General features: G+C 44.8%; 22 protein-coding genes and 1 riboswitch. Of the genes, 12 read left to right on the top strand and 10 right to left on the bottom strand.

Annotated features, from left to right (window positions below):
- Positions 1 to 377 precede the first annotated feature (377 nt).
- Positions 378 to 1826, top strand: coding sequence for a helix-turn-helix domain-containing protein (locus IGI69_RS15750; RefSeq protein ID WP_010748935.1), 1449 nt, complete (start codon positions 378 to 380; stop codon positions 1824 to 1826).
- A 292-nt stretch (positions 1827 to 2118) separates the two neighbouring features.
- Here the strand turns inward: IGI69_RS15750 and IGI69_RS15745 are convergent, their stop codons facing one another.
- The 4 genes from IGI69_RS15745 to IGI69_RS15730 all read right to left on the bottom strand — a co-directional run bounded on the left by IGI69_RS15745 (position 2119) and on the right by IGI69_RS15730 (position 5793).
- Complete coding sequence (locus IGI69_RS15745; protein WP_010748936.1) at positions 2119 to 2517, bottom strand: YxeA family protein; 399 nt, start codon at positions 2515 to 2517, stop codon at positions 2119 to 2121.
- 411 nt (positions 2518 to 2928) lie between these two features.
- A complete protein-coding gene (locus IGI69_RS15740) occupies positions 2929 to 4350 on the bottom strand; it encodes a cryptochrome/photolyase family protein (RefSeq protein ID WP_086338778.1) in 1422 nt (473 codons plus the stop codon).
- 240 nt (positions 4351 to 4590) lie between these two features.
- A complete protein-coding gene (locus IGI69_RS15735; protein ID WP_086338777.1) occupies positions 4591 to 4956 on the bottom strand; it encodes a DUF2512 family protein in 366 nt (121 codons plus the stop codon).
- 363 nt (positions 4957 to 5319) lie between these two features.
- Positions 5320 to 5793 carry a DUF3955 domain-containing protein gene (locus tag IGI69_RS15730; protein WP_086338776.1) on the bottom strand — a complete coding sequence of 158 codons (474 nt, stop codon included), beginning with the start codon at positions 5791 to 5793 and terminating at the stop codon, positions 5320 to 5322.
- 425 nt (positions 5794 to 6218) lie between these two features.
- Here IGI69_RS15730 and IGI69_RS15725 point away from each other — a divergent pair, with 425 nt between their 5' ends.
- From IGI69_RS15725 to IGI69_RS15705, 5 genes are all read left to right on the top strand, one after another.
- A complete protein-coding gene (locus tag IGI69_RS15725; protein WP_005230579.1) occupies positions 6219 to 6533 on the top strand; it encodes a rhodanese-like domain-containing protein in 315 nt (104 codons plus the stop codon).
- Positions 6534 to 6535: 2 nt separating this feature from the next.
- Positions 6536 to 8194 carry an FAD-dependent oxidoreductase gene (locus IGI69_RS15720; RefSeq protein ID WP_086339152.1) on the top strand — a complete coding sequence of 553 codons (1659 nt, stop codon included), beginning with the start codon at positions 6536 to 6538 and terminating at the stop codon, positions 8192 to 8194.
- Positions 8187 to 8486 carry a rhodanese-like domain-containing protein gene (locus IGI69_RS15715; protein ID WP_010748942.1) on the top strand — a complete coding sequence of 100 codons (300 nt, stop codon included), beginning with the start codon at positions 8187 to 8189 and terminating at the stop codon, positions 8484 to 8486. Before IGI69_RS15720 ends, IGI69_RS15715 begins: the two co-directional genes overlap by 8 nt.
- Positions 8483 to 8743 carry a metal-sensitive transcriptional regulator gene (locus IGI69_RS15710; RefSeq protein ID WP_005230585.1) on the top strand — a complete coding sequence of 87 codons (261 nt, stop codon included), beginning with the start codon at positions 8483 to 8485 and terminating at the stop codon, positions 8741 to 8743. Before IGI69_RS15715 ends, IGI69_RS15710 begins: the two co-directional genes overlap by 4 nt.
- 331 nt (positions 8744 to 9074) lie before the next feature.
- Positions 9075 to 10391, top strand: coding sequence for an MATE family efflux transporter (locus IGI69_RS15705; RefSeq protein ID WP_086338775.1), 1317 nt, complete (start codon positions 9075 to 9077; stop codon positions 10389 to 10391).
- Positions 10392 to 10456: 65 nt separating this feature from the next.
- Here IGI69_RS15705 and IGI69_RS15700 read toward each other — a convergent pair whose 3' ends face one another.
- Both IGI69_RS15700 and IGI69_RS15695 read right to left on the bottom strand, forming a co-directional pair.
- Entirely contained in the window at positions 10457 to 10663 is a 207-nt protein-coding gene (locus tag IGI69_RS15700) for a hypothetical protein (RefSeq protein WP_086338774.1), read from the bottom strand.
- A 367-nt stretch (positions 10664 to 11030) separates the two neighbouring features.
- Positions 11031 to 11771 (bottom strand): SDR family oxidoreductase, encoded by a 741-nt coding sequence (locus IGI69_RS15695; protein ID WP_086338773.1) that lies wholly within the window; start codon positions 11769 to 11771, stop codon positions 11031 to 11033.
- Positions 11772 to 11937: 166 nt separating this feature from the next.
- On the opposite strand from IGI69_RS15695, the gene IGI69_RS15690 reads away from it, so the two are divergent.
- Positions 11938 to 12375: a MerR family transcriptional regulator gene (locus IGI69_RS15690; RefSeq protein WP_005230594.1), complete on the top strand. Its 438-nt coding sequence runs from the start codon at positions 11938 to 11940 to the stop codon at positions 12373 to 12375.
- 142 nt (positions 12376 to 12517) lie between these two features.
- On the opposite strand, the gene IGI69_RS15685 is transcribed toward IGI69_RS15690, so the two are convergent.
- From IGI69_RS15685 to IGI69_RS15670, 4 genes are all read right to left on the bottom strand, one after another.
- Positions 12518 to 13267: a SagB/ThcOx family dehydrogenase gene (locus IGI69_RS15685; protein ID WP_086338772.1), complete on the bottom strand. Its 750-nt coding sequence runs from the start codon at positions 13265 to 13267 to the stop codon at positions 12518 to 12520.
- 352 nt (positions 13268 to 13619) lie between these two features.
- Entirely contained in the window at positions 13620 to 15503 is a 1884-nt protein-coding gene (locus IGI69_RS15680; RefSeq protein ID WP_086339151.1) for a glycosyltransferase family 2 protein, read from the bottom strand.
- A gap of 171 nt (positions 15504 to 15674) precedes the next feature.
- Positions 15675 to 16775, bottom strand: a complete 1101-nt coding sequence (locus IGI69_RS15675; protein WP_017144437.1) for an iron-containing alcohol dehydrogenase family protein — start codon at positions 16773 to 16775, stop codon at positions 15675 to 15677.
- Positions 16711 to 17712, bottom strand: a complete 1002-nt coding sequence (locus IGI69_RS15670) for a bile acid:sodium symporter family protein (RefSeq protein WP_010748949.1) — start codon at positions 17710 to 17712, stop codon at positions 16711 to 16713. The genes IGI69_RS15675 and IGI69_RS15670 overlap by 65 nt, the downstream gene beginning before the upstream one ends.
- Before the next feature lie 599 nt (positions 17713 to 18311).
- Between IGI69_RS15670 and IGI69_RS15665 the strand changes: the two genes are divergently transcribed.
- From IGI69_RS15665 to ribB, 5 genes are all read left to right on the top strand, one after another.
- Complete coding sequence (locus IGI69_RS15665; protein WP_086338771.1) at positions 18312 to 18947, top strand: NAD(P)H-binding protein; 636 nt, start codon at positions 18312 to 18314, stop codon at positions 18945 to 18947.
- A 340-nt stretch (positions 18948 to 19287) separates the two neighbouring features.
- Positions 19288 to 21936, top strand: a complete 2649-nt coding sequence (locus IGI69_RS15660; RefSeq protein ID WP_086338770.1) for an HAD-IC family P-type ATPase — start codon at positions 19288 to 19290, stop codon at positions 21934 to 21936.
- 194 nt (positions 21937 to 22130) lie between these two features.
- Positions 22131 to 22269: riboswitch (FMN riboswitch) on the top strand.
- Between the two features lie 112 nt (positions 22270 to 22381).
- Positions 22382 to 23458 (top strand): bifunctional diaminohydroxyphosphoribosylaminopyrimidine deaminase/5-amino-6-(5-phosphoribosylamino)uracil reductase RibD, encoded by a 1077-nt coding sequence (ribD, locus tag IGI69_RS15655; protein ID WP_086338769.1) that lies wholly within the window; start codon positions 22382 to 22384, stop codon positions 23456 to 23458.
- Positions 23443 to 24030 (top strand): riboflavin synthase, encoded by a 588-nt coding sequence (locus IGI69_RS15650; RefSeq protein ID WP_005230617.1) that lies wholly within the window; start codon positions 23443 to 23445, stop codon positions 24028 to 24030. Before ribD ends, IGI69_RS15650 begins: the two co-directional genes overlap by 16 nt.
- Positions 24008 to 25219 carry a 3,4-dihydroxy-2-butanone-4-phosphate synthase gene (gene ribB / locus IGI69_RS15645; RefSeq protein WP_086338768.1) on the top strand — a complete coding sequence of 404 codons (1212 nt, stop codon included), beginning with the start codon at positions 24008 to 24010 and terminating at the stop codon, positions 25217 to 25219. The genes IGI69_RS15650 and ribB overlap by 23 nt, the downstream gene beginning before the upstream one ends.
- The last annotated feature ends 5 nt before the right edge of the window (positions 25220 to 25224 follow it).

The raw sequence follows: 25224 nt of genomic DNA, 5'->3' as shown, positions 1-25224 counted from the left end.
GCACTTGACAGTGTCGTTTTTTAAGAGAAAGTAAAAAAACAGTGCTTGATAATTTCATTTATTGACATTTCTGGCTTGTGATAGTATTAATTATTATGGTCTAAATATATTTTTTTAGAGAAGAACGTTTTACATAAACAAAAAGGAAATCTTAGAACGTTGTCGTGAGGGAATTATTAGGGAAATTCGTCTTGCATCGAGGGTTTTTGTTTGTCAGTCATGGTTTGTTGGGGAGTAAGTGAAGGAAAAGTATGTGTAGAAAGGGCCTGTTTTTACTGCGCTTGTTTGTTTCATAAGTAACGTACTGCTATCTTTTTCTGTAAATTGGTTGTAACTATTCTGAATGAATATAGATTTACACTGGAGGAAAAACAGTCATGTATAAAGAAGACTTACTGGATAAGGACTTGAAATTAGAGTATATCTTGCTCAAATTTTTGTATTTATCGACGGGTCATATCAAAAAAAGTGATGCTTGTCGGGAATTAGAGATTACGATGCCAACCTTGACGAAACTATCAGAAAATCTTCAGCAACAACTAAAAAATGAGAAGGTCTCTTTTGCAATCAACCGTTATACCCTTGATTTGCAAGTAAACGACAGCGTCTCATTGGATGATTTGACCGACACGTTATTGAAAAAATCTGTAAAATATCAAATTATCCATTATTTGTTTCAACATGCAGGCTATGATGCTTTCGTATTAGCTGATGAATTAAAAATAAGTGTGGGGACACTGAATCGTGTGATTGCAGAGTGCAATCAGCTGCTGCAGCATTTTGAATTAAAGATAAAGAACAAAAAGCTAGCGGGAACGATGACGCAACGCATTTATTTTTACTATAATTTTTTAAAAATGGGGGAAACAGCGATCGATTCTGTTTTGATCGATGACCTGGTGGCGGAGCTAGCGAAAAAAATAACCCTCTCGATTGCGCAACAAAAGCAGTTGAAGATCTGGCTATTTGTGATCATGAAAAAAGTCACGCCTCACACAACCTTGGGAAGCTTAAGTCCGGAGGAACAAATCAAAATCAATCGCTGCCAAGAAATGCCGATTTGTCGCTTTATTCGACAGGCCTATGTGTCGAAAAAAAGCATCTGTTCAGTAGACGAAGCCAAGATCGTCCCCTTCTTTATCTGTCTTTTTCTCGTTACGGTAGGAGGAATTCCTTACGAGGAGCTTCGCTTAGGGTTGTATACCAATAAAAATCCTGTTTTTGAGATTACCGATGAAGTGATGGCAGCGATCCAGTCCATTTATTGTCTTGAAGCCTCGCATACGACGATCGATATTAAAGCCAGTGTCTTCTCCTTGATTGCACAAGTCTATTACTTTCATGGGGTAAATTACTCCATTGACAGAGTCACCTTGAATTATTACCACAAGCTATTTCACAATTCCTTGCGAGATCAAGTGATTACAGACATCCTGCAACACATTATTGCACCAACCAACTTGTTTACGCCCACGAAACTCAACTACCTCAAGAAACGTCTGGTCTTTTTAATCTATCTGTTATCACCGAAAGAGGAATATCGAGTACGGATCGGAGTCTTAAATATGGGCTCCAGTCTTTTGGCAGATGCTTCCATTTACTTGTTAAAAAATGAACTAAAAGGGAAACAAAATGTGACTATTTCTCCTTATAACAATGAGGAAGAATACGATTTGCTGATTTCAAACGCCCGTGTCCCTCAACTTGGCAACAATTATGGTCAATTTTATCAAGTGACTGCCATCGGTGCCGATTTAGATGTCAATCAGGTTTCTGCGATCGTCGATCAAATTGCTTACTCTAAGTACCATTCTTTTGTGGTGTGAGCCATCACTTGTTAGTTAAAAAGCAGTGAGTCAACGAATAGGTGATTCGCTGCTTTTTCAATTATCTGCGAAGGAGGGAAAGGAAAAGGAGCTTGAATTGCTCTTATCATTGATGACGGAATGAAAACAGGGATCAGTCAAGCAGCTTTCTGCTAAATAAATGTGCCCAGTATCCTTGTATAACGTATCGCAACAGAGCAGAAGACATCAATGAAACTAACAGAAGGGATTCAAAATGCTGATTTTGGAAGGAGGTAAAAAAGACCCACATAGAGATGTGAGTCTGGCATCGTTAGTTCTGATTTTCTAATTTCTCTAGAACCTTTTTGGGAATTGCGTCTTTTTCAACGCCATTCGGGCCTTTTATTGTACGCTTTTCACTGATCACCGCTTTTACATAAGAATTTGGTGTTAAGGGTTTTGCGTTATCTTCTGATAATGAAACCTCAAGGGTTTGGGTGCTGCCATCTTCTTTTACAAAGTTTAATGTGTAATCGTAAGAATACCAAGGAGACTGGTCGCCGATGCCGCTCTTACTTTCGTGTTGGACTTTAGGCGGAATCTCAGACGGGACATACGCGTAAGCTGTTTGTCCTGAGTAGGTGGATTGATAATATTCATATCCTTTGTATCCAACAAACCCTAAAAGTACGACTAAGATGAATCCGATTATTTTTTTCATATAAACCATCCTTATCCTCAAATATGGAGCTATTATAACAGAATGGTTCTATAGATGACCTTTCATCAGACGAACAGTTTTGCAAGGAGAAACATTGCTAGCCAGTCGTGAAAAAGCAGGGAACGCCGCTAGTAAAGGGTTCGATCTATGAATCGTCAGGGGATTGGTACTTAGAGCGACTAGAAATAAGAGGAGAAGTAGACAACAAGACCTTAATTAAAAAACACAGCATGGAAAATACTTCTTTTATGTATGCCCAGCAGCAGACAGCTTGATGAGACATGCCGCTTGTTTTTTCACTATAGAAAGGTGAAAAATAGCGCACCAGTTTAATAAAAAACCAGCAAAGGCGCTCCGTAAGAGACCGTCTTTGCTGGTTTTTTTTACCGAAAATGCTTGAGAGCAGTCCATGGCAGCTTTTTATGGTTCGATTTTACTATACAAATCGAGGGCTCTTTTTCTGGCTTCGTTGTGGTCAACTACAGGCAACGGATAGTCGGTGCCTAAAACTACTTTTAGGTCGGCTTGTTCTTCGTCAGTCATCAAGTAGGGTTCATGGATGAATTTTAGCGGCAACTGGGCGAGTTCGGGAACAAATTGTTTGATAAACGTCCCATCCTTGTCGAATTTTTTCCCTTGTGTAATGGGGTTGAAAATTCGAAAGTAAGGAACCGCATCGGTGCCAGTCGAAGCTGCCCACTGCCAGCCGCCGATATTGCTGGCAGCGTCGTAGTCGATCAATTGTCGAGCAAAATAGGCTTCTCCTTGCCGCCAATCGATCAGTAAATCTTTGGTTAGAAAGGAAGCGACGATCATCCGTAGACGGTTATGCATCCAACCAGTTTGATTCAGCTGCCGCATCGCGGCATCAATGATCGGATAGCCGGTTTGCCCTGCTTGCCATTTGGTTAGCTCCTCTTCATTCTTTCGCCAATCCATGTTTCGATATTTCTCAATGAGTTCATAGTTTTTTTGTTCAGGATGGCTGAAGTAGATCATATGATAAAAATCTCGCCAAGCCAGTTCTTTTAAAAAGGTCGCTTTGCCAGTGCTGGATGGCATTCTTTGGCAAGCGGCCCAAACCTTCCGAATGGAGATTTGTCCAAAAGACAAGAAAGGGGACAGGCGGCTCGTTCCTTTGATCGAAGGGAGATCACGGTCTTTTTCATAGGCGGCCAAACGCTTTTGCACAAATGCCTGCAATTGTTTATGCGCATAGTCTTCCCCAACGATCGTTGAAAAATCGGTCTTTCTATTTTCTAGCAGCTTAGTAAGCAGTGTTGTCCCTGCTTTGAAGTGAGGGGCATCATCAAAATGAACGGCTTTTTCAAAATCGAGGGCCTGCTTTTGATACACCGGTTTGGGCAATTGAATCCATTTCTTATAGTAGGGGGTAAATTTTTTGTAATACGTCCCATCCTCTTTGGTGACTTCTGTTGGTTGATGCAGATGATGGTCTTCAAAAGAATGGACAGTGATGCCTTTTTTCTCGACCAATTCTTTTATGTAGAGGTCGCGTTTACGACCAAATCCACGGTTATCAAAGTTGAAGTACAGTTGGCTCCATTCTGGATAGCAAGCGAACAATTGATCAAAGGCTTCTGTCAAAGTCCCTGTCAATAGGTGGATCGTCAGATTTTGCTTTTTGGCAGCCTCGATAAAGTGAGCAACTGCGCTAAAAAAGTAATCATGGCTTGGCGCCTCGGGGAGAAACTGCTTGTCATTGAGATGAAATACACACAACAAATGGTCGTTTTCTTGAAGAGACGCAAGCGCCTCAGTCAGTGCCGTGTTGTCCTCTAAGCGTAGATCCTTTCTAAACCACATCACATGAATTGCCATACAAACCTCCTTGATAGTATAACCGTGCAAAAACGATCGGATTTCGTTTATAGTAATGGAAAGATGGGATTTATTCAAATTTGGCGATTGCTTTAGCTAACCAGAAATCTTGGCAAGCGTGCGTGACTATAGAAAACGTATGGAACATGAAGATGCGTCGCTTTTCAATAGCCGATCTTGTAAACAAAAAAAATCGAACACAGAACAAGAGTCTGCGTTCGATTCTAGCAATCAACAAAATTATTTCATTTTCCGTTCATCTGGCACGATGTCTGCTTTTAACAACCATTTGTGGAAGAACCATTCTGCCACACCAATCAATACTGCTGGGATCAATACTAGCATCCAGATGTCATTTGTATAGTCCATATAAGTCAGATACAGCCATAGGATAAGGGCTGCTGCGCCGGCATCTGCAACCGTTGCCGCAATGTTACCGATCTTTCGCAAAATGACCAAGTCGCCTAGCACATAGATCATCACCACAATGATCACACCGACGATCGTCGAGTCCATAAAACTGACATCGTAAATCCCTGACAACACAATCCACAAAATCGCCCAAATCATTAGTGCTTTGACAACCAACGCTTTTAGATGTTTCATTTCATACACTCCTTTTTATTATTTATTCCAAAAGCAAGAAGGTCATTGTTAGTGATAACCTTCTATTTCAAGGCTATCATCTGACATTTTTTGTGTCAAAAAAAATGATTGGAATGGTTTTTTATACTATTTTAAGCATAATTGCTTGACGAATAGTCGTAAATAGTTTAAACACTTTAAGGAATGATCAGTGGGATCAATTTGTGAAACGAAAGAAGAATAGAGGGGATTTTGTAAGGAGATAAAGTATCGGTACAGTATTTACTGGAATCAAACAATTTAGCAAGGCAATTTAAATGGAGCGACCCGCCAAAGTCAGATTTTGATCTGCTTTTCGAGGGTCGCTTTATACCGTCTTCTTATTTATTTTCTCCTAACAGCTCGAAAATAATTGATCCCGGTTCCTGCAAATACTACGAAACTAGCCAATAGAAACAAGAATCCTACGGGAATCAGGTAGAAATTTTCATGTAAAATGCCGGTTTGATCGATATATTCCACGGCGCTTGCTTTGATGAAGAAGCAAGCAAAGCCGAATAGTAGTAAAAATGTTCCGATCAAGGTCGTGATCAAATTGAGTTTGGCGCGTCGGGTCTCGCTGCCGTCTTTGATTAGTTTTTCAGTGATCTTGTTCACTTGAGTTCCTCCTAAAATCAATTCATCAAGCGAGAGTTCAAAAATCGTGGCGATGGCAATCAGCATTTCTAAATCCGGTAGATTGCGATTGTTTTCCCAGTTCGAAACGGCTTGTCTCGTCACGTGTAGTTGAGTGGCAAATTGTTCTTGGGTCAAGTTATTTCTCGTACGTACTTCTTTGATTTTTTCGCCAAATTCCATCTTTTCTTCCTTTCGCTGATGTGACTTAAGCATAGTCGAAACCCTCGTTGGTTCCAAGAAAGCAGGGCTTGCTGCTTGATAAATCAAGGGAAAGTGGTGCTTGCGTCGCTTTTTTGTCCGCTCTTGGTTAGGGCGGGAGCCAATCATCTTTAATAATCAAAGCGATCAGCTGCTAAGTAAACGATTTGATGTGTGTTATTTTTACAATGTATCTTTTCTTTTATTATAGCATTGTGATCGAGGGGAGGGAAATGTGGGATACAGGCCTTTCGCTGCTTGATCGGTAGCTGTCCGACAGCTGTCGAGAGTATCGAGCGGGGAGCAGCGCAACAGCAAGGTTCTTTTCTTAAAGAAAATCACTTAGTTGACAAATCGCGAAACATCTTGTTTAATATACCCCTAGGGGTATATGAAAGGAGCAAGAAATGTTTTCACTATTTAAGCGCATACCAAGTATGTCAACAGCAGATTTACAAAAAGAAGGAGCCAAAGAATGGACGGTTTTGGATGTACGCACGCCGGCGGAGTACCGCAGCGGGCACATTGCCTATGCGAAAAATGTACCGTTAAATAAGATTGCTGGATTTACTCAAAAAGGCGACAAGAAACTGGCAGTCATTTGCCAATCGGGGATGCGAAGCAAACAAGCAGCCAAAATCCTAAGTAAAAAAGGTTTTGATGTGGTCAACGTTCGTGGCGGAATGAATCAATGGCGCGGAACAACCAAAGGAGGAAAGTAATGATGGAAAAAATAGTTATTGTCGGTGGGGTAGCAGGGGGAATGTCGGCAGCCACGCGCTTACGTCGGCTTAAAGAAGCAGCGGAGATCATTGTTTTTGAAAAAGGTCCTTTTGTCTCTTTTGCGAATTGCGGGTTGCCGTATGCCATTTCTGGTGAGATCAAAGAGCGAGATGCCCTATTGGTCCAAACACCTGAAGCATTAAAGAAACGGTTCAACTTAGATGTGCGACCTTTTCATGAAGTGCTGTCGATCGAGCCAGAGGAGAAAACGGTGACGGTCAAACATGGCGAACATGTCTTCACGGAATCTTATGATGCGTTGATTTTATCGCCGGGGGCAAAACCGCTAGTACCAGCGATCAAAGGGCTAGAAGAAGCAACCAACGCCTTTTCTTTGCGCAATGTTCCTGACTTAGACCAAATCATGGCGCATCTTGAAGACAAAAAGCCTCAAAAAGCCACGATCATTGGCGCTGGGTTTATTGGGTTAGAAGTCGCTGAAAATTTACATAAAAAAGGCCTCGAAGTAACGATCGTAGAAAAAGCACCCCACGTATTGCCACCTTTGGACGAAGAAATGGCTGCGTATGTCAAAAATGAATTGATCAAGCAAGGGGTCAAAGTTTTGACCTCGCAGTCAGCGACCGCTTTTGAAAAAGCAGGGCAAGAAATCGTTCTGGAAGATGGCACGGTCCTGACTTCAGATCTCATGATTCTTTCGGTTGGTGTCCAACCAGAAACGGATTTGGCGAAACGTGCTGGTATTGAATTGGGACGCCGGGGGGGTATCTTAGTAGATGAGCAATACCAAACCAGCAAGAAAGATATTTACGCGGTGGGTGATGCCATCGTTGTGAAACAACAAATCACCAACGAAGACACGCTGATCTCCCTGGCTTCACCAGCCAATCGCCAAGGTCGGCAAGTAGCTGATGTGTTGGGAGGACTGGCTCGCAAAAACAAAGGCAGTATCGGGACTGCGATCGTGCGCGTATTCGATCTTGCAGCAGCTTCCACAGGGTTGAGTGAGCGCAGCGCCAAACTGGCAGGGCTAAATCCCCAGGTGGTTCATCTTTCAGGCAAAGACCATGCAGGGTATTATCCGGATGCGACGGATATTTATTTGAAACTGATTTTTGATGCGGATACTGGAAAAATCTACGGTGCGCAAGGCATCGGTGCCAAAGGAGTCGATAAACGGATCGATATATTGGCAACAGCGATCAAAGGCGGCTTAACGATCTTTGACTTGCCTGAACTGGAATTCACCTATGCACCGCCTTTTGGCTCAGCCAAAGATCCAGTGAATATGCTTGGCTATGCAGCGATCAATCTGGCGGAAGGAATCAGTGAGAATATTCAGTGGCACGAATTGACGGATGCCTTAGAAAACGGTAAGCAGTTGTTGGATGTTCGTTCAGAGATGGAATTAGCCAATAATGGACGTTTTCAACAAGCGCTCCACATTCCGTTAGATGAATTGAGGGATCGGTTGTCTGAATTGGATCCAAGCGTTTCGTATGTCGTTACGTGTCATAGCGGATTGAGAAGCTACATTGCCGAACGCATCTTAAAACAAGCGGGCATCAATTGTCAAAACCTCGATGGTGCCTTTTCGTTGTATAATACTATTAAGCCGGAGATGATTATTCATGATTAAAGCAATATCTATGGAGGAATTTGCCCAAAAAGAAAAACGTGAACCACTTGAGATCCTTGATGTCAGAGAAGTCGATGAGTTTGCACAAGGACACATCAAAACAGCACAAAACCTACCGTTGAGCGAGCTGACAGAACAAATCAGCGACTTAGAGAAGGATAAAAACTACTATGTCATCTGTCATTCAGGGGCTCGTTCGCAAATGGCATCTGAGTTTTTGAGCCAGCAAGGGTTTCAAGTGACCAATGTCCTCGGCGGCATGTCAGCATGGAGAGGAGAAATCAAACGATGACCGCATGCAACAAAGATATCTTGAATCGGTTAAAACGAACCGAAGGCCAGTTGAGGGGGATTCAAAAAATGATCGAAGACGAGAAAGAATGCGTCGATGTCATCACGCAATTGTCCGCCGTCAGTTCCAGTGTTAACCGTATTATGGGGATCATTGTCGCTGAAAATTTGAAAAATTGTTTGGAAAATCCAGACAGCGACACGGAAACCCAAAAGCAGAAAATCGATCAAGCCGTTCAGCTGATCGTGAAGAAATAACGGGATTTTTGAAAGGTTTGTCGCGTTTTTTATCATCCTATGGAAAAGGTTCAGAAGAGCAGCATGTTCTTCTGAACCTTTTTACTCTTCATCAGTGATTGCTTGTCGACACCAATAGAGGAAATAAGCGGAGATTGTCGGTATGTTTTGTTTTTTAATTACGAAGGAATATACACCGAGAAGGCTGTATGGTTAAATGGAGGGAGAAACGTCAAAACGCCCGATGGGTCGTTGAGTATATGTAGCGACCAACGATCGCTTTTCTTGTGACTAAAATCACAATAAGCGAGTGGGTGTTGCGCAGTTATGACGAATGAGAGAGGAGAGCTTTTTGAACAAAAAAATACAGTCTTTTACATTGCCTTTGATTGCTTCCAATTTGTTTCAAATCATTATTGCGCAAGTTTCATTAGCGATTATTTCAAGAAGATCCACGGAAGCATTGGCGGCGATCGCACTGATCGACGGGTTTCTCTATGCTTTTGCGGGTATCTTAGGTGCGATTGGTCTAGCTTTTAATATTTATGGCGCAAAGGCAGTCGGACAAAGAGAAGAGACGCAGTTAAATGATTATCTGTCGTCGGTTCTTTTTCTAGTAGTCGCGATCGGCGTGAGCTTTTTCCTGATTTTCCTGCTTTTTGGACACGGCATTTTGCAGGTTGTCTACGGATTTAGTGGGGAGCTGCTAAGGACCGCAACATTGTATCTTGCAATCATGTCTCCCTATATTTTACTTACGTTAGTCACGTTTGTTTTTACTAGTCTTTTAAAAATTGAAAAGAAAACGAATTACATCCTCGGCGTTTCCATTATTAGTGCGTTGGTACAGGTGTTGCTTAGCTATCTATTGATAAATGGCAATCTCGGTTTTCCCGCAATGGGGGTCTTAGGCAGTGGCATCGCAAATATGCTTGCGACTTTGTGCTTGCTGGGGATTTATGGGGTTCTTTTACGAGAAAGTCTAGCCAGGGGGCTGAAACAAAGACCACGAAAACGCACCTTTTTATTGAAAAAAGCGGTCCCCTTAATGATTCAGGAATGCTTTGAAGGCTTAGTCTTTATTATTGCTTTTGAAGCTTTCGTCTCACGATTGGGTGTCAGTACGCTGGCAGCCTATGCGATCGGCAGCCAAGGATTGATGATCGCACGGTTGCCTGCTTTGATGTATGGCAACGCAGTGACCGTCTTTGCTAGTGAGGCGAATGGACAGAAAAACCGTCAGAAGATTTTAGCAGTGGGGAAAAGTGCCTTCGTTTCTTCTTTTGTGGCTTATGTCGGAATCGCCAGTCTGATCTGGGTCTTTCGTCCTGCTTTTTTTCAGTTGTTTACTACAGATGTCGCTGTTTTAGACTTGTTGCCAGCTATTCTACCAATCATGCTGGGGATAATGCTCGTCAGTCCGTTATATGAAATCACAAAATACCTATTACAAAGCTTGGAGTGCAGTCGCACGGTTTGTGTGTTGACAGGATGCGTCAACAGTCTGGTTTTAGTGGGAATCATGGTCTTTTGGAGTAGTGGGCAGCTGAACTTTTTCTTCCTCTACTGTCTATACGGCATGAATTTCCTGATTCTCGGTGGTTTCTTTGCAGGGCTGTTTTATTGGACGATCAAGCGGCGTGATCCTCAGGGCAAAGGACGCCTTTGAGGGTTAAAAAAGCGAAGGTGCTGCTGAGCCTTCGCTTTTTCGTCGCCTACAATTGGACAGGGGGATTAATTGTGGCTGACTTCTTCGTAAAAAATGGCGTTGCGTTCTGCAATCAGTTGGGTTTCCCTTCGCTCTAATTCAAGAAAGGTTTCGTCTGCCAGCAATTCGGCAGCAGAGTAGCCGGCAGCCAAGAAATTTTCAGCATAGCTCAATTTTTGATTCGTAATGTTTCTTCGTTGCTCGGCAATAATGAGTAGCTGTTTTACATTCATATACACACTCCATTCTTTTATAAAAAGCAAGTACTAAAAAGAGGACAGCTAAGGCAGTACTTGCAAGTCAACGGTGAAGGTAGGGCTGCGCGCTTGCTTGGCTATTCATCGTTCATGAGGAGAACGTCCGGTTTGTTTCTGATCAAACGGGTTTATACGGAAGCTTTGTACTAAGTATAAAAAAATTTCCCCCGAAGCAACAGAACCTAGTCGTTTACATAAAGCAACCATTGGTTTACATTCTTTGGACAAGCGGGTGTTACAAGAAAATCAAGTAATTTTTCCAAGAAAACGGTGGGCTTTGACGACAAAAAAACCTGCGACCAGCTTGAATCGGTCGCAGGTTTCTTAGATTAGTAGAAATAGCTTAAACGGTTTGTTTTGCTGGGCGCAGCAAGACTTCGCTGATCGCCACATGTTTGGGCTGTTGAATGGCATAAACCACTGCATTTGCTACGTCTTCTGGCGTTAGGCTGTTGCCTTCTACGCGAGAGGTTTCTTTCAAGGCTGCTTCTAGTTGAGCATTGCCGACGGTTTCAAACAATTCCGTGGAGACCATTCCCGGAGAGACGATGGTTGAGCGAATGCCATGTTCACGTTCTTCTTGGCGCAAGCCTTCCATAATTGCACGAACTGCAAACTTTGTCCCGTTGTACACGGCAGAACCCGGGTAAATGACATGTCCGGCAACTGAGTCAGTGGCGATGATCAAACCGTCTTGCTGTTTTTGCATGATGGGCAGCACAGCGCCGATCCCGTTCAATACCCCCATGATATTGATATTCAGCATTTTTTGCCAGCTGTCATAGTTCAACTCTGCCAAGTTTCCTTGAGGCATGATGCCAGCATTATTAAAAAGGACATCAATCCGACCAAAGGAGGTCATGGCTAAATCAATGACTTGCTGGACTTGTTCGCGATTGGTGACATCGGCTGTTTGATACAAGACATTTTCTCCTAATTTTTCAGCCAGTGCTTTGATGCGCTCTTCACGGCGGGCAGCGATCACTACTTTTGCCCCTTGTTCGGCTAGTTTAACGGCGGTTGCTTCCCCAATTCCTGAAGATGCTCCCATAATTACGATAACTTTTTCTTTGATTTCTGTCATTTGTATTTCCTCCAGTGAATGATTTTTTTCATCGAATCCTGCTACTGCCAATGGCGAACCTATGAGACGATAGGTGATTGACAGTTCAGTGCTTGCGGTGTATTTTAATTGTAGAACTTGAAGTTAGGTTTAGGTCAAGCGATAAACAAAATTTTTTTTAGGAGCGATGCAAGTGAGTTACTCGATTGGCGAAGTATCACAAACGACCAATATCCCCATCTCGACTCTGCGTTATTACGATCGAGAAGGGATGTTTCCGAAGCTGGCCCGCAGTAATGGCGGCATTCGGGTGTTTTCAGAAAAAGAAGTAGCGACGATCAAAGTGATCGATTGTTTGAAGAATACTGGCATGCCCATCAAAGACATCAAGAATTTCTTGGATTGGGGCGAGGAAGGCGATGCGTCTTTGCAGAAACGGCAGCAGCTGTTTCATGAACGTCTGGAAGAAGTCACAAAGCAAATGGCAGCCTTGCAAGAAACCATGAACACGATCAAATACAAATGCTGGTACTACGATACCGCGATGGCAGCAGGCACCGAAGCGGTGGTAAAAGAGTTGCCGCTAGAAGAAATACCCGAAGAAGTCCGAGCATACAAACTGTAAGCCCATCGAAAAACCACCTGCTGTTTTTGCAGGTGGTTTTTCGATTCTACTGGTTTTTCTGGGAAAATCAACCTTGCCAGTTGCGGTTTTCTAACGGCAGTTCGGTAGTCCCATGAAAATTGGGTTTTGTTCGTCGGCAGTGTTACTCAATAACGCCTACAGGAATCAAATAGCGGGGTTCATTTTCCGGTGGCAGCTGCAGCAGCTCTGTAAGTTCATGATCTGTGAAGGCGCCGATCGGCACAGCACCTAAGCCTAACGCTTGGGCTTGTAAAAGGACATTTTGGGCGGAATGACCGACTTCGATATAGGCATAACGTTCGATTCCTCGGTCCCCATAGCGCTCGATCAGTCGTTCATAAACCACTGTATAAAGCAATGTGGCAGGTGCCCGTTGGATTGCTGGCTGGTCCAACGAACCTTCCGCCAGTGCGGTCCGAAAATCGCCGGTAAGAACTTTTGCTAAGGTATGCTGCTCAGGTTGATACAGATACAGCCCTGGCTCAAGCCCCGTTACCTGTGTGACTACGACATAGAGGTCTAAGGGATACAAGGCACCAGCCGAAGGCGCTGTCCGGCGACCATCTTCTGTAGTGACACCGGCAGCGGCCCATAAAAGCTGTGCCAGCTGTTCTTGTGTTAGCTCAGTGTCTAGAAAATCCCGTTGCGAGCGCCGCTCGAAGAGAGCTTCCGCCACACTGGTTTCCCCGTCTAAGATTGGTTGCGGCAATGGAAAGGTTTCATAGGAAACCGCTGGTTCAGAAGAAGTGGCGGTGTTGGTAGTCGGTTGTTCTTCAATTGGTGCCGTATCCGCACTGCAGCCAGTGAGGAGTAAGCCCAACACCAAAAGAGCGCCTAAATGAACAAAGCGAAATCGTTTGTAACGGGTCATGTGTTTTCCTCCTTTTTCTAAGGACTTCGTGTTATTTATAAGTATAACAAGGATTGCTTTTCCATGCGCTTTTATTCACAAACAGGTGAGCAGTGACAAGCGTATCAGCTCAATCAGGTCATAGGAAAAGCAGACTTTTTAATATTTTCTAAAGGCTTAAAAAGTATTTGCCATCGAGACATCATCAAGATTCTGTTATGGCTCTTTCAATCAATGATCATTGAAAAAAAATAAAGCAGACGTCTAAGTGTTATCTAAAGGAAGAGAATCATCAGAAGATGGAGAACTGCCCTTTAAGGAGCTTTCTGGAATCAATAAAGCCCCTTTGTCTCTTGCGACAAAGGGGGCGGGGCTAACTATTCATTTCTGCGACTTCTTCCTCCATATCAAATTCCAACTGTTTGGCAGCGTTGAGCTGGTCGCTATAGTAGCTGGCAAGCTCTTCAGCAGATTGCGGTGTTAGATTGTTGAAGGCAAAAGTCACATAGGTGCCATGATCCTCCAGACAGATCGAATTGATGGTGAAGCGGTGTTTGTCATCATAAAAGGTATAACTTTCGCCTGGTACGAATAGTTGCTCGGGATGAGTACGGATACGGAAGCCGTTGAAACTCATTTGATACATTTCGAACGTCTTCGCATCATAAGAAAGCTGACGATTGATGGCGATACTCAAGGCTTCACTATCACTTTCGATAAAACGGTTTTTCCCGATCAAAATGGCATAAAACAAGCCATAGAGGTTATAGAGCGACCAAACCAAGGTCACGATATAGCCGAATTCATAGCCTTCTCCTCGGTACAAACGATACCCAGCCACCAGACAGGCAAAGGAAATCCAAGTAAAGAGGATGATGTGGGGCAAGACGGTCCGCCAATCAAAGGCGTTGCTGCCGACGATCTCTTTTTTGGTCACGTTGAATTTTTTCTGTGATTTCATAAATTCTTTGATCAATGCCCCAGTGTGGATAGGAGCGACAAAGCAATCATAGATGTGGGAGCTTGTCAGGTTCCTGATATTAGGGACATACAGCCGAAACGACAGGGAAATCATAATGAAAGGCGGTAAAAAGAACAGCAACAATTGGTGATTGTTGCTTCTGACGATAAAGATATCAAAAACCATAAATAAGGTTGGTGCCAATAAAAAGATGATTTTTTGGAAAGAGGTAAACCAATACAAATAGGAGTTGTAATAACAAAGTTTTTGCATGAACGACAATCCTTTTAAGCGGCGCGGTTTGAAGTGGTCAAAAATTTGTTTCGTTCCTTGCGCCCACCGAGTCCGTTGTGAGGTCAGCTCTTTGGCAGTGTAAGGAGTGATCCCCAAGGCATAGGCTTTATTGATAAAAATCGTTTCATAGCCGGCGTCTTGTAAAAGCATCCCAGTCGCCATATCTTCGGTGATACTGCTGGTAGGAACGCCGCCGATCTCTTCAAGGGCACTGCGACGAATGATGGCATTGGTACCGATATGGATCAAAGCATTCTCACGAGAAAGTGCGGGTTCTAGAAAGCGCATGAATAATTCCTGTTCGTTGTACATGGATTTGCGCAGTAATTGAAAAGGATCTTTGTTATAAAATGTTTGTGGATATTGCACCAATGCAACTTTAGGATTGCGGAAATAGTCGACAGCTTCAAAAATAATGTTCTTTTTGACGATAAAGTCAGCATCCAGAAGCAAAATCAAGTCACTGCTGGTTTGGGACAAGGCATAGTTGATATTCCCAGCTTTAGCATTGGCATTTCCTTCGCGGGTCAAATAGCCGAGGTTCATTCGCTCGGCCATTTCTTTTAGTTCCTCTCGATGGCCATCATCGCAGATATAGATTTTTTTGTTGGGGTATTTCAAGGCTTTGACAGCCAGTGCGGTGGCGATCACCAGCTTGATGTCTTCATTGTAAGTACAAATAAAAGCGGCGACACTTGGCAAGAATTCTTCTGCTTCATCTCCCTCGTAGCGGTATTCTTTTGAGAGCTTGTTGGAAAAAAGGTAAACAAAAAAGCCATAGACAAACAAACCAATGACTTCTGCAATATAGAGAATGATCCCAAATACTAGTGAAGCAGAACTATCCATAGGGATCGTGAAAAACAAACGCCAAACCAAGTAAATAAGCAGAAAAGCAATCGTGATCTTCGAAAACAGCTGTTTGATTCGATTATTTTTCTTTGCCAGAAAATACAACAAGAAAATGACCAAAAACAACCCAGATAAATAAACCAATTCCAAACCAATCTCCTCCTTTGTTATACTAAAATAGTAATAAGTTTTTAAAAATAAATCAAAGTAAACGATTGCATGTTTTTTAACATGTAAGAAAGAAGAAGGAGGACAAGTACGAAGAAGCGAAAAAAAGGCCATACAAAAACCCTCCAGCAACGAATTGCTGGAGGGTTTCATTTAATTGGCAGCTGCCAATGCTGCTTGGTTTTGTTTGGCATGATAGGCTTCCACGTCTAGGATTGCCTGTTTAAACATTTCTCGCGTGATCTCATAAGGCACGTGGACGATGTCATTGGTGGTCATTGCTTTGTCTAAGATTGCCTCAAGATCGCTGGTGTCGTTAAGGCCCATATCCGCTAGGCAAACCGGCAGTTTGTTTTCCTTCATAAAGGCGTAGATGCGCTGGAAGAGGGCATCTTGCTGATCGAGTTGCAACAAGGCCAAAACGCCGTAACTAACGGATGCGCCGTGTAAATAGTCTTCCATTTTTTCCAAAACGGTCGTTCCGTAGTAAAAGGAATGGGCAAGGGCGGAGTTGTAATCATTGATGACTAAGACGGAAACTAAGCCGGTGGTTACGATGATATCCAAGACGACTTGCTCAATGGCATAAGACGGCTGATTGGCGGCACTGTCTTTCAAGGCTTGTGTGCCGTATTGCAATAAGCGTTCCGTGCACATTTTGCCGATTTGGATGCCTAACCCATCGGTGTAATCTAACTGATCGCCCCGCGCTGAAAATGTCGATTCGATCTCTTTGGAGAGGGCATCGCCGATTCCTGCCCATAAGTACTTGTCGGGGGCTTGGGCGATGATCTCACTGTCGATAAAGGCATGGGTCGGCGGTTGCGAAGGGAAAAACAACCCTTGCATCTCGCCGTTTTCTTTATAGATGACACAAACCGCGGTGACTGGTGAGCAGTTGGAGCCAATCGTTGGGAAGGTGAAGACTGGTTTGCCAGCTTTTTCCCCAACCACTTTGACGGTATCGCAAACGCGGCCGCCACCAACGGCGAATAGAACATCGGCGGCTTGGACACTTGGAGTAGCGAACAGCTGATCGACGTTTTCATAGGTCGAGTTGCCGCCGTACCACAAGGTATCCGTCACTTGGACTGCTGACGTTAAAGCGGCTTTAATCTTGTCTTCAGCTTTTTCAAGGGCGGTTTTTCCGCCGATGATCACGGCATTGGTGCCGTATGGTTTTACGATGTCATTTACTTTTTCGTAGGCGTCCGCCCCGATTGTGTAGTTTGGCAAAAAGATACTTTGACTCATACTTTTCTCCTTCTTTCTTGGCCACGAGATTGGCTAAAATTGGTCCGGTAATTTGATGGATCACCATGCCGACTGCGGCAGGGGTAACGGCTGCAGCAATGGCGGCAAAGTGGGCATTGGCTAACGAGATCGCTAGGCCAGTATTTTTCATTCCTAATTGAAACATGATGGATTTGGCTTGGGTAGCACTGACGCCCATCACACGGCTCAGACCATAGCCTGCGCCGTAGCCGATCAAGTTATGGAGCAAGACTAAGAAAATCACGATCAAGCCAGATTGGACGATGACGGCACCGTTGCGAGCGACAGTTCCTGCAACGATCAATAAGATACTGACGGAAGAAATCAACACAAATGATTGCAGAAATCGCTCGATGTGCTTGGCAATGAGTTTGTGGACGATCACCCCTAAAATGATCGGCAAAAGCACCATCTGCAAGACAGACAAGAGCATTTCCCAGAAGGAGATCTCGGTGTACTGACCAGCCAAGACATAAACCAAAAAGGGTGTAACGACGGTCGCTAACAAGGTCGATACCGTGGTCATGGAAACGGTGAGGGCGACATCGCCTTTGCCGATGAAGGTCATGACATTGCTAGCGGTTCCGCCAGAAACGCAGCCTAGTAAGACAAAACCGATGATCAAACCGGAAGAAAGACCAAACAGCTGCGCTAAGCCGTAAGCCACCAAAGGACTGATGGTGAACTGGAAAAGCACCCCTAAGATGAATGCTTTGGGCTGTAAGACGACCATTTTAAACGCAGCAACGTTTAGAGTCATCCCCATACAAAACATGATGATGCTTAAAAGAATCGTTGTACGAGGCGGAATCCATAAGAAGGGTTGCGGGAAAAAATAAGAGACGATCATCAATAAAATCATGATGTAGATCAAATACTTGTTTACAAAAGCAGCGATCGTGTTGACGGTTTTCATAATAAAAAATCATCCTTCCTTTTTCTGCTTGACCAATCAAGTGTCCAAACAGAAGGGGTCTTTAGAATAAGTGCAGTGCATAACCGCGGGGAATCGGCAGCAGTTGGTCAACGAGCGTTTTGGATCTATCTGACATCAAGGTGTCAGCTTGCAAAAGGCCGCTTTCTTGAAAATGGGTATAAAAAAACACTCCATCTCAAGAAGCTGTTCTTCTTTTTGGATGCAATGTGAATAGGGACTCTTTGAATGTATAAAATCAAACAGTCCCGACTATAATAATAAAATAATTCGTTTGCTAACATTGGTGCGGGTCATATACGCCACCGTCCTTTGCTTTATTTTGAATTTTCTAAATATTTAAATTATTTCTACCTAGTCTACAAAAGAGTCAACGCTTTGTCAATCGTTTGAGAAAATTTTTTTCATTTTTTTGGGTGTTTTTTTAAAAACATGGGTTTCTATGGGGAAAAACAGCAAGAATTGGTTTGTGCTGTGCTTTTTTCCCCTTCGTTTAGAAACAGAATAGTTGTTGGATCTTGGTTTTTGTCCTACGATGATACTAGCAAGAGTTGGAAAAAGAAACGAGAGGAGCAAAGAAAATGAAAATTTTTGTCGTTGGTGCTACTGGACGAGTAGGCCAAAAATTGATCACCTTTCTAGAAAAACAAGGACACATCGTTTATGCTGGTGCGCGCAGCAGTGAGAAAATCACAGAAACGGAGACGATCAAGCCCGTGTTCTTTGATTTACACACGGAACCGGAAGAGATGGCGGCGAAATTCGCAGATGCGGAAGCGGTATACTTCGTGGCGGGTTCCCGAGGCAAAGACTTGCTGCAATCTGATCTGTATGGTGCGGTCAAAGTGATGCAAGCCGCTGAAGCAAAAGGAATCAAGCGCTACATCCACCTTAGCTCAGCCTATGCCTTAGAACCTGAACAGTGGCAAAGGGAAGGCATGGCGTCATTGATGGATTACACGATCGCCAAATTTTTCTCTGATCGCTGGCTGATCGACAACACCGCACTAGACTATACGATTTTGCAGCCGGGTGCGTTGAAAGAAACACCAGGATCTAGTTTGATCGAGATCAGTGAAACGACCTCTGGTGCGATCCCCATCGAGGATGTCGCCGTCTTGTTAGGTGAAATGCTGGAACGTCCAGCAACTTATCAAAAAGTCATCAAAGTCCAAGCTGGGGAAACCCCCATCAGCGAGTCACTGGATCAGCTTTAAGGCGAGCCTTTGGGCTTGAAGAGAATGTACTGAAGGAGCTGCACGGCGACGAATCGTTGGCGTGCGGCTTTTTTTGTGAAGAAGCCAGCCACTTTTCATTTTTGAAAGCGGTGACTCTTGACTTTGGAAAAATAGTTTGTTACGCTTATTGCTAACTTTAGAGGGGGTGGTAAACGAATGTCAAGCGACTCGAGTGACGGTGAGCAGAAACACTATTTTGACTTGCCTTACTTTTTAATTGAATAGGAGACAAACAACAGCGCGTTATTTAGGAGCAGTTTCTAAATAAGGGGCTTATTTGTGTTATCCATCAATGAAAAAGAAAAGGAAGAAGAAAAAAATGAATAAAAAAGAGTTTCAGTTATCAGTGTCAGAAACAATCGAACAGTATCAGGTGCCGTCAATCGATCAAGGATTAGATGAGGCGCAAGTAACCGAGCGGTTAGAAACCTACGGATTGAACCAATTAGCGGTTAAAAAAACCGCCAAGTGGCGTTTGCTGCTGCGACAATTCCATAACACGATCATCTACATTTTGATTTTCTCCGCCATCTTAACGCTGCTGATGGGGCATTTCTCTGATGCCGTGATCATTGGCATCGTCGTACTGGTCAATGCGTTGATCGGTTATTACCAAGAAGCCAATGCTTCCGATGCGTTAGAACGAATCAAAGAGATGCTATCAGCAGAAGCCACGGTCTATCGGAATGGGATTCGGCAAGATATTCCAGCTGCCGAAGTCGTTCCAGGGGATGTCGTATTCCTAGAAGCTGGTGACAATGTGCCCGCAGATCTGCGGATCATCGAAGCCGACAACTTGCGTATCCAAGAATCCGCCTTGACTGGTGAAGCCGATTCGGTGGAAAAAATAACAGATGCCTTAATGGATGAAGCAACTCCATTAGCGGAACAACGGAATTTGGCGTTTGCTTCGACTTCCGTGACGTCAGGAAGCGGGAAAGGGATCGTGATCGCTACTGGCGTCAAGACTGAAATTGGGAAAATCTCAGCTGAAGTCAATCAAACGGAAGAACGAAAAACGCCATTGATGAAAGAGATCGATGGACTGGGGAAAGGCATCACCTACGTGATCATGGGCGTGGCGGTCTTGCTATTTGTCGTCAGCTTGTTCCAGCAAACCTATGCGATCTCTGTCTTATCCTTAGCCGTTGTCACCATGATCGTCGGCTCGATCCCAGAAGGATTGCCAGCAACGACCTCGGTGGTTTTGGCGATGGGTGTCAGCGACATGGCAAAAAACAAGCACACCATCATCAAAACGCTGCCAGCGGTTGAAACGCTAGGCTCAGTGGATGTGATCGCGACGGATAAAACAGGTACCCTGACCAAAAATGAAATGACGGTCAAAGACATCGTATTGGCTGAGCAGGAATATGAAGTGACGGGTGACGGCTATGCGCCGGTGGGAGAAATTCGTCCAAAGCAGGAGGAGGTCCACGCGCAAGACACCTTGCAGTTGTTTTTGGAAGCTGGTTACGAAGCCAACGATACGGTACTGGTCCCAGAAGGAAATCACTGGACGATCAATGGGGAACCAACAGACGGCTCCTTTTTGACGCTGTATCATAAGCAGTTTGCCTATCCGCAAGCACCTGCTTACCAAGAGCTGGATATGCTGCCCTTTGATTCGGACAACCGCTACATGGCGAAACTAGTGGCAAACCCTGCGGGGGAACGCTTGCTATTTGTTAAAGGCTCCCCAGATAAATTGTTTGAAATGGTGCAAAAACAAGCGGCGCCTTTTGATGAAGCCTATTGGACAGGCCATGTCCGCCGCTTGTCGGCAGAAGGCAAACGAGTGGTAGCGGTGGGCTATCAGAAAGTTTCGATCGATCACATTGATGAAACGATTTTTGAGCAAGGGCTGCAATTACTAGGGATCGCTGGGATCATCGATCCGCCGCGAGAAGAAGTGATTGCCTCCCTGAAGGAAATGAACCAAGCCGGTGTTCAAGTGAAAATGATCACTGGCGATCACCCTCTGACCGCCAAAGCGATTGGGGAAAAGCTTGGCTTAGCGGATGAAATTCACGTCGTGACTGGTGCCGAGTTGGATCAGATGAGCGAAGCTGAATTTCAAGATGCTGCCTTGACGAATCAAGTCTTTGCACGAACCACGCCGAAAAATAAATTGGACATTATCAAAGCGCTGCAAGCTAAAGGCAAAGTCACGGCGATGACAGGGGACGGTGTCAACGATGCCCCTGCGTTGAAGCGGGCGGATATCGGTGTAGCGATGGGGATCAGCGGCACGGATGTAGCCAAAGATTCTGCTGATATGATCTTGACCGATGACAATTTCGGTACCATGTCCTTAGCGATTCGCGAAGGACGCAGGATCTATGACAACATCAAAAAGAGCATTCTGTTTCTGTTGCCGACATCTTTTGCCGAAGGGCTGATCATTGCCTTTACGATCATGATGCAAAAAGAATTGCCGCTGCAGGCGACACAACTGCTGTGGATCAACATGGTTTCTGCTATTACGATCCAGTTTGCGTTTATCTTTGAACCAGCAGAGTCTGGGATCATGAGCCGCAAACCGCGAAAGACAGGCAATAAATTGTTGAATCGCCACGATATTTGGCAGATGGCGTATGTGTCGATCTTGATGGCAGTCATCAGTTTGATCGCTCATGACTGGCTCTTGCTGCAAGGCGTCAGCGAAGCCGTTGCTAGTACCATGATGGTCAATATCGTGGTCTTAAGTAAGATTTTCTATTTATTCAACATCCGTACCAGTGCACCAGCGTTTTCTAAAGCTTCCTTCACCAATCCAAAAGCGTTCGTGATCATTGGTGTGATGCTAGTTCTGCAACTGTTATTGACCTATGTTCCATTTATGCAAAGCGCCTTTCATACGGAGGACATGTCCTTGATCGGCTGGGTCATCTCAGCAGCTTCTGGGATGGTCGTCTTACTCGTGACGGAGTTTGATAAATGGCTTCGTTCGAGAAAAAATATTTAACCTAGGTTTTCTTGTGTTTTTTTACAGGCAAAATCGCCTTGCTGCAGCTTAGTAAAATGGCGGAACGACAAGGGGTTTCTGCTGTCGCTGCTTTTGGGTTGCCAAAAGAAAAAGCCAAGAGGAATTCCTATCGGCTTGTAATCAGGCCTATTGACAAACAAAAATGGTCGGGCTAAAATGCACATGAATTGAATAGTATTCTTCGGGGCAGGGTGTAATTCCCGACCGACGGTGACAAGCGCAATGCTTGAAGTCCGTGACCCGCATAGCTATGCGGTGGAGCCAGTGTGAATCTGGCACCGACAGTGAAAGTCTGGATGGGAGAAGAGAAACCACAAAATTTCAAGGGGCGCAGTGCGTCTAAAATTGATTTTTTGCCGGTCTTGTTTGTCTATGCCTCGTGAGATTCTCACGAGGCATTTTTTTATTGAAAGGAGGAAGGAAGATGCATAACGAATACATGCGTTTGGCGATCGCAGAAGCCAAAAAAGGGCGTTACCAAACCTTTACCAATCCGCTAGTGGGCGCTGTGATCGTCAAAGAGCAACGGGTCATTGCCAAAGGGGCTCACTTAGTCTATGGGCAGCCCCATGCGGAACGAAACGCCATCGAACAATGCCATTCCTCCGAAGACCTAATCAATTCGACTTTATACGTGACGTTAGAACCTTGCAACCATCAAGGAAAACAGCCGCCTTGCACCCAGCTGATCATCGACAGCGGCATCAAAAAGGTAGTCATCGGCCAGTTAGACCCTAACCCGATCGTGGCAGGACAAGGCAAGCGCTTTTTAGAAGAACAGGGCATCGACGTGTTGGTGGGCATCGAAGAAACAGCGGTGCGCCGTTTGAATCCACACTATAATTTTTACCATCAGCATCAGCGACCTTACGTGGCGTTGAAGCAAGCGATCACTTTAGATGGCCGGATCGCTCATGATGCGTTAACCCGCAGTGCGATCACTGGTTCAGCGGTTTGGCAAAACGTCCATCAAGAACGTGGAGACTATCAAGGAATCTTAGTGGGCAGTCAGACGGTGTTGACGGATGATCCCACGTTATTGACCACGGTTGAAACCAGCTTTCCGCCGATTCGCATCGTGTTAGACCGTCGGGGGCGAACGCTGTCGCAACCCCATTTGGCAATGTTTGCCGATGATTCGGCACCTGTGTGGATTTTTACGCAGCAGACAACTGTCAGTGATTTGCCAGCTCATGTGTCAGTGATCCAGCTGGAAGAGTTGACAATTGTTGCATTGCTGAAGGAGCTTGCCGCACGACAGGTCCAATCGCTATACGTAGAAGGAGGCGCTGCGATCCATGATGCCTTTTTAGCCAGCGGACTGTGGCAAGAAAGCATTACCTATGTGGCGCCAAAGTTTCTTGGGGGCAATAGTCTCGCAAGTTTTACCAGTGAGCGTACCCCGAAACAGCTGCAGCAGCTAACAGAGGTGACGGTGACTGCAGTTGGGGAAGATGTTTGCATCCGAGGAAGGAGACCAGAGGAATGTTCACAGGATTGATTCAGGAAAAAGGCCGCATCAAAGAGATCCGCAAGCAAAGCCGCACGATCCAGCTAACTTGCAGTGCGTCCGAAGGATTACTGGCGGATTACCAAATCGGAGACAGTATGGCGATCAACGGGACGTGTTTGACGGCGATCGCCAAACAAGCGACGACGTTTACGGTGGATATCATGCCAGAAACCTTTCAACGAACGACCTTTAAACAACTCTCGGTGGGTGCCGAAGTCAATTTGGAGCGAGCGATGGCAGCAACGCAGCGTTTTGAAGGCCACTTTGTCGCAGGCCACATTGATGTAACGACCCGTTTGATCCAGAAAAAGCAGTTGGAAAATGCCTTGATCTTGACGTTTGCTTACCCTGTCAGTGTGCAAGGGGAAATCATTCCGCAAGGGTCGATTGCGATCAATGGCGTCAGTTTGACGGTTACCCAAACGACGGCACAGGCATTTTCCGTTAGCTTGATCCCCCATTCCAAAGACCAGACGACGCTGGGGCAGTTGAAACAAGGGGAGTGGGTCAATATCGAGACGGATATGATCGGGAAATATGTCAAATACCAACGAAAATGAAAGAAGGCAGACGATGCATAAAGTAGAACAAGCAGTGGAATGGTTAAAAAAAGGCGGCTTAGTGATTGTCGCCGATGATGAAAATCGGGAATCAGAAGGAGATTTGATTGGGATCGCTGAATACGCAACGCCAGAATCTGTCAATTTTATGGCGACTTATGGCCGCGGCTTGATCTGTGCACCCATCTCACAAGCGATCGCTGAAAAGCTGGCATTGCCTGAGATGACCGCCAATAATACGGATGCCTTTGGCACCGCGTTTACCATCAGTGTCGATCACGTGACGACGAGTACGGGAATTTCTGCGAAAGACCGGGCAGTGACGATTGAAAAATTGGCTGATCCAGCGTCACAAGCTGCGGATTTTTATCGCCCTGGCCATATCTTCCCATTGACCGCTCAACCTGGCGGCGTGTTGGAACGCAGAGGACATACAGAAGCGGCTGTGGATTTAGCAAAGCTTGCTGGCAGCGTGGAAGCAGCCTACATTTGTGAGATTTTAAATGAAGATGGCACGATGGCTCGGGTCCCAGAATTGAAAAAATTAGCAGAAAAATGGCAGCTGCCGTTTTTGACCATTGATGAGTTGGCGGAATATCTACGAGGAACCACGCCTATCACGGTGGATCTGCCAACGGCTTATGGGGCGTTCCAATTGACCTTATTTGAAGATGAGTTCGGCAATGAACACCTTTTACTAGCCAAAGGCGAGATTCAACATACTACCGAGCCGCTGTTACTACGGATCCATTCAGAGTGTTTAACAGGCGACGTCTTCGGCTCTCATCGCTGTGATTGCGGCGAACAGCTGCAAGAAGCGATGCGGCAGATCGAAGCAAAAGGCCGCGGTGCGATTTTGTATCTACGCCAAGAAGGCCGCGGTATTGGCTTGCGGAACAAGCTCCGTGCCTATCAGCTGCAGGAACAAGGCATGGATACTTATGAAGCAAATATTGCATTAGGGTTTGCAGCAGATGCCCGTCATTACACGTTTGCCGCCGATGTTTTACGTTCCTTAGAAGTGCAGGAGATTCAATTGATGACCAACAACCCTGACAAAGTGAAGGAATTAGAAAGCTTAGGAATTAAGGTAGCAGAACGAGTACCGCTGGAGATGCCTGCGCATAAAGAAAATAGCAGCTATTTGAAAACGAAGAAAGAAAAGTTTCACCATTACCTATCTATTTAATCAAC

It is taken from the genome of Enterococcus sp. DIV1083b (assembly GCF_051713705.1).
Classification (GTDB): domain Bacteria; phylum Bacillota; class Bacilli; order Lactobacillales; family Enterococcaceae; genus Enterococcus_D; species Enterococcus_D casseliflavus.
Note: the sequence above shows the minus strand (reverse complement) of the source record. Positions and strands in the feature narration are given on the sequence as shown.

What these genes read in the sequence shown, in the direction of transcription:
- IGI69_RS15665 (WP_086338771.1), top strand. Translation starts at nt 18,312, where the DNA reads ATGAAAATTTTTGTCGTTGGTGCTACTGGACGAGTAGGCCAAAAATTG.
- IGI69_RS15670 (WP_010748949.1), bottom strand. Translation starts at nt 17,712, where the DNA reads ATGAAAACCGTCAACACGATCGCTGCTTTTGTAAACAAGTATTTGATC.
- IGI69_RS15685 (WP_086338772.1), bottom strand. Translation starts at nt 13,267, where the DNA reads ATGACCCGTTACAAACGATTTCGCTTTGTTCATTTAGGCGCTCTTTTG.
- IGI69_RS15675 (WP_017144437.1), bottom strand. Translation starts at nt 16,775, where the DNA reads ATGAGTCAAAGTATCTTTTTGCCAAACTACACAATCGGGGCGGACGCC.
- ribB (WP_086338768.1), top strand. Translation starts at nt 24,008, where the DNA reads ATGTCAAATACCAACGAAAATGAAAGAAGGCAGACGATGCATAAAGTA.
- IGI69_RS15740 (WP_086338778.1), bottom strand. Translation starts at nt 4,350, where the DNA reads ATGGCAATTCATGTGATGTGGTTTAGAAAGGATCTACGCTTAGAGGAC.
- IGI69_RS15750 (WP_010748935.1), top strand. Translation starts at nt 378, where the DNA reads ATGTATAAAGAAGACTTACTGGATAAGGACTTGAAATTAGAGTATATC.
- IGI69_RS15650 (WP_005230617.1), top strand. Translation starts at nt 23,443, where the DNA reads ATGTTCACAGGATTGATTCAGGAAAAAGGCCGCATCAAAGAGATCCGC.
- IGI69_RS15690 (WP_005230594.1), top strand. Translation starts at nt 11,938, where the DNA reads ATGCAAGTGAGTTACTCGATTGGCGAAGTATCACAAACGACCAATATC.
- IGI69_RS15710 (WP_005230585.1), top strand. Translation starts at nt 8,483, where the DNA reads ATGACCGCATGCAACAAAGATATCTTGAATCGGTTAAAACGAACCGAA.
- IGI69_RS15660 (WP_086338770.1), top strand. Translation starts at nt 19,288, where the DNA reads ATGAATAAAAAAGAGTTTCAGTTATCAGTGTCAGAAACAATCGAACAG.
- IGI69_RS15700 (WP_086338774.1), bottom strand. Translation starts at nt 10,663, where the DNA reads ATGAATGTAAAACAGCTACTCATTATTGCCGAGCAACGAAGAAACATT.
- IGI69_RS15695 (WP_086338773.1), bottom strand. Translation starts at nt 11,771, where the DNA reads ATGACAGAAATCAAAGAAAAAGTTATCGTAATTATGGGAGCATCTTCA.
- IGI69_RS15745 (WP_010748936.1), bottom strand. Translation starts at nt 2,517, where the DNA reads ATGGTTTATATGAAAAAAATAATCGGATTCATCTTAGTCGTACTTTTA.
- IGI69_RS15725 (WP_005230579.1), top strand. Translation starts at nt 6,219, where the DNA reads ATGTTTTCACTATTTAAGCGCATACCAAGTATGTCAACAGCAGATTTA.
- IGI69_RS15735 (WP_086338777.1), bottom strand. Translation starts at nt 4,956, where the DNA reads ATGAAACATCTAAAAGCGTTGGTTGTCAAAGCACTAATGATTTGGGCG.
- IGI69_RS15720 (WP_086339152.1), top strand. Translation starts at nt 6,536, where the DNA reads ATGGAAAAAATAGTTATTGTCGGTGGGGTAGCAGGGGGAATGTCGGCA.
- IGI69_RS15730 (WP_086338776.1), bottom strand. Translation starts at nt 5,793, where the DNA reads ATGGAATTTGGCGAAAAAATCAAAGAAGTACGTACGAGAAATAACTTG.
- IGI69_RS15715 (WP_010748942.1), top strand. Translation starts at nt 8,187, where the DNA reads ATGATTAAAGCAATATCTATGGAGGAATTTGCCCAAAAAGAAAAACGT.
- ribD (WP_086338769.1), top strand. Translation starts at nt 22,382, where the DNA reads ATGCATAACGAATACATGCGTTTGGCGATCGCAGAAGCCAAAAAAGGG.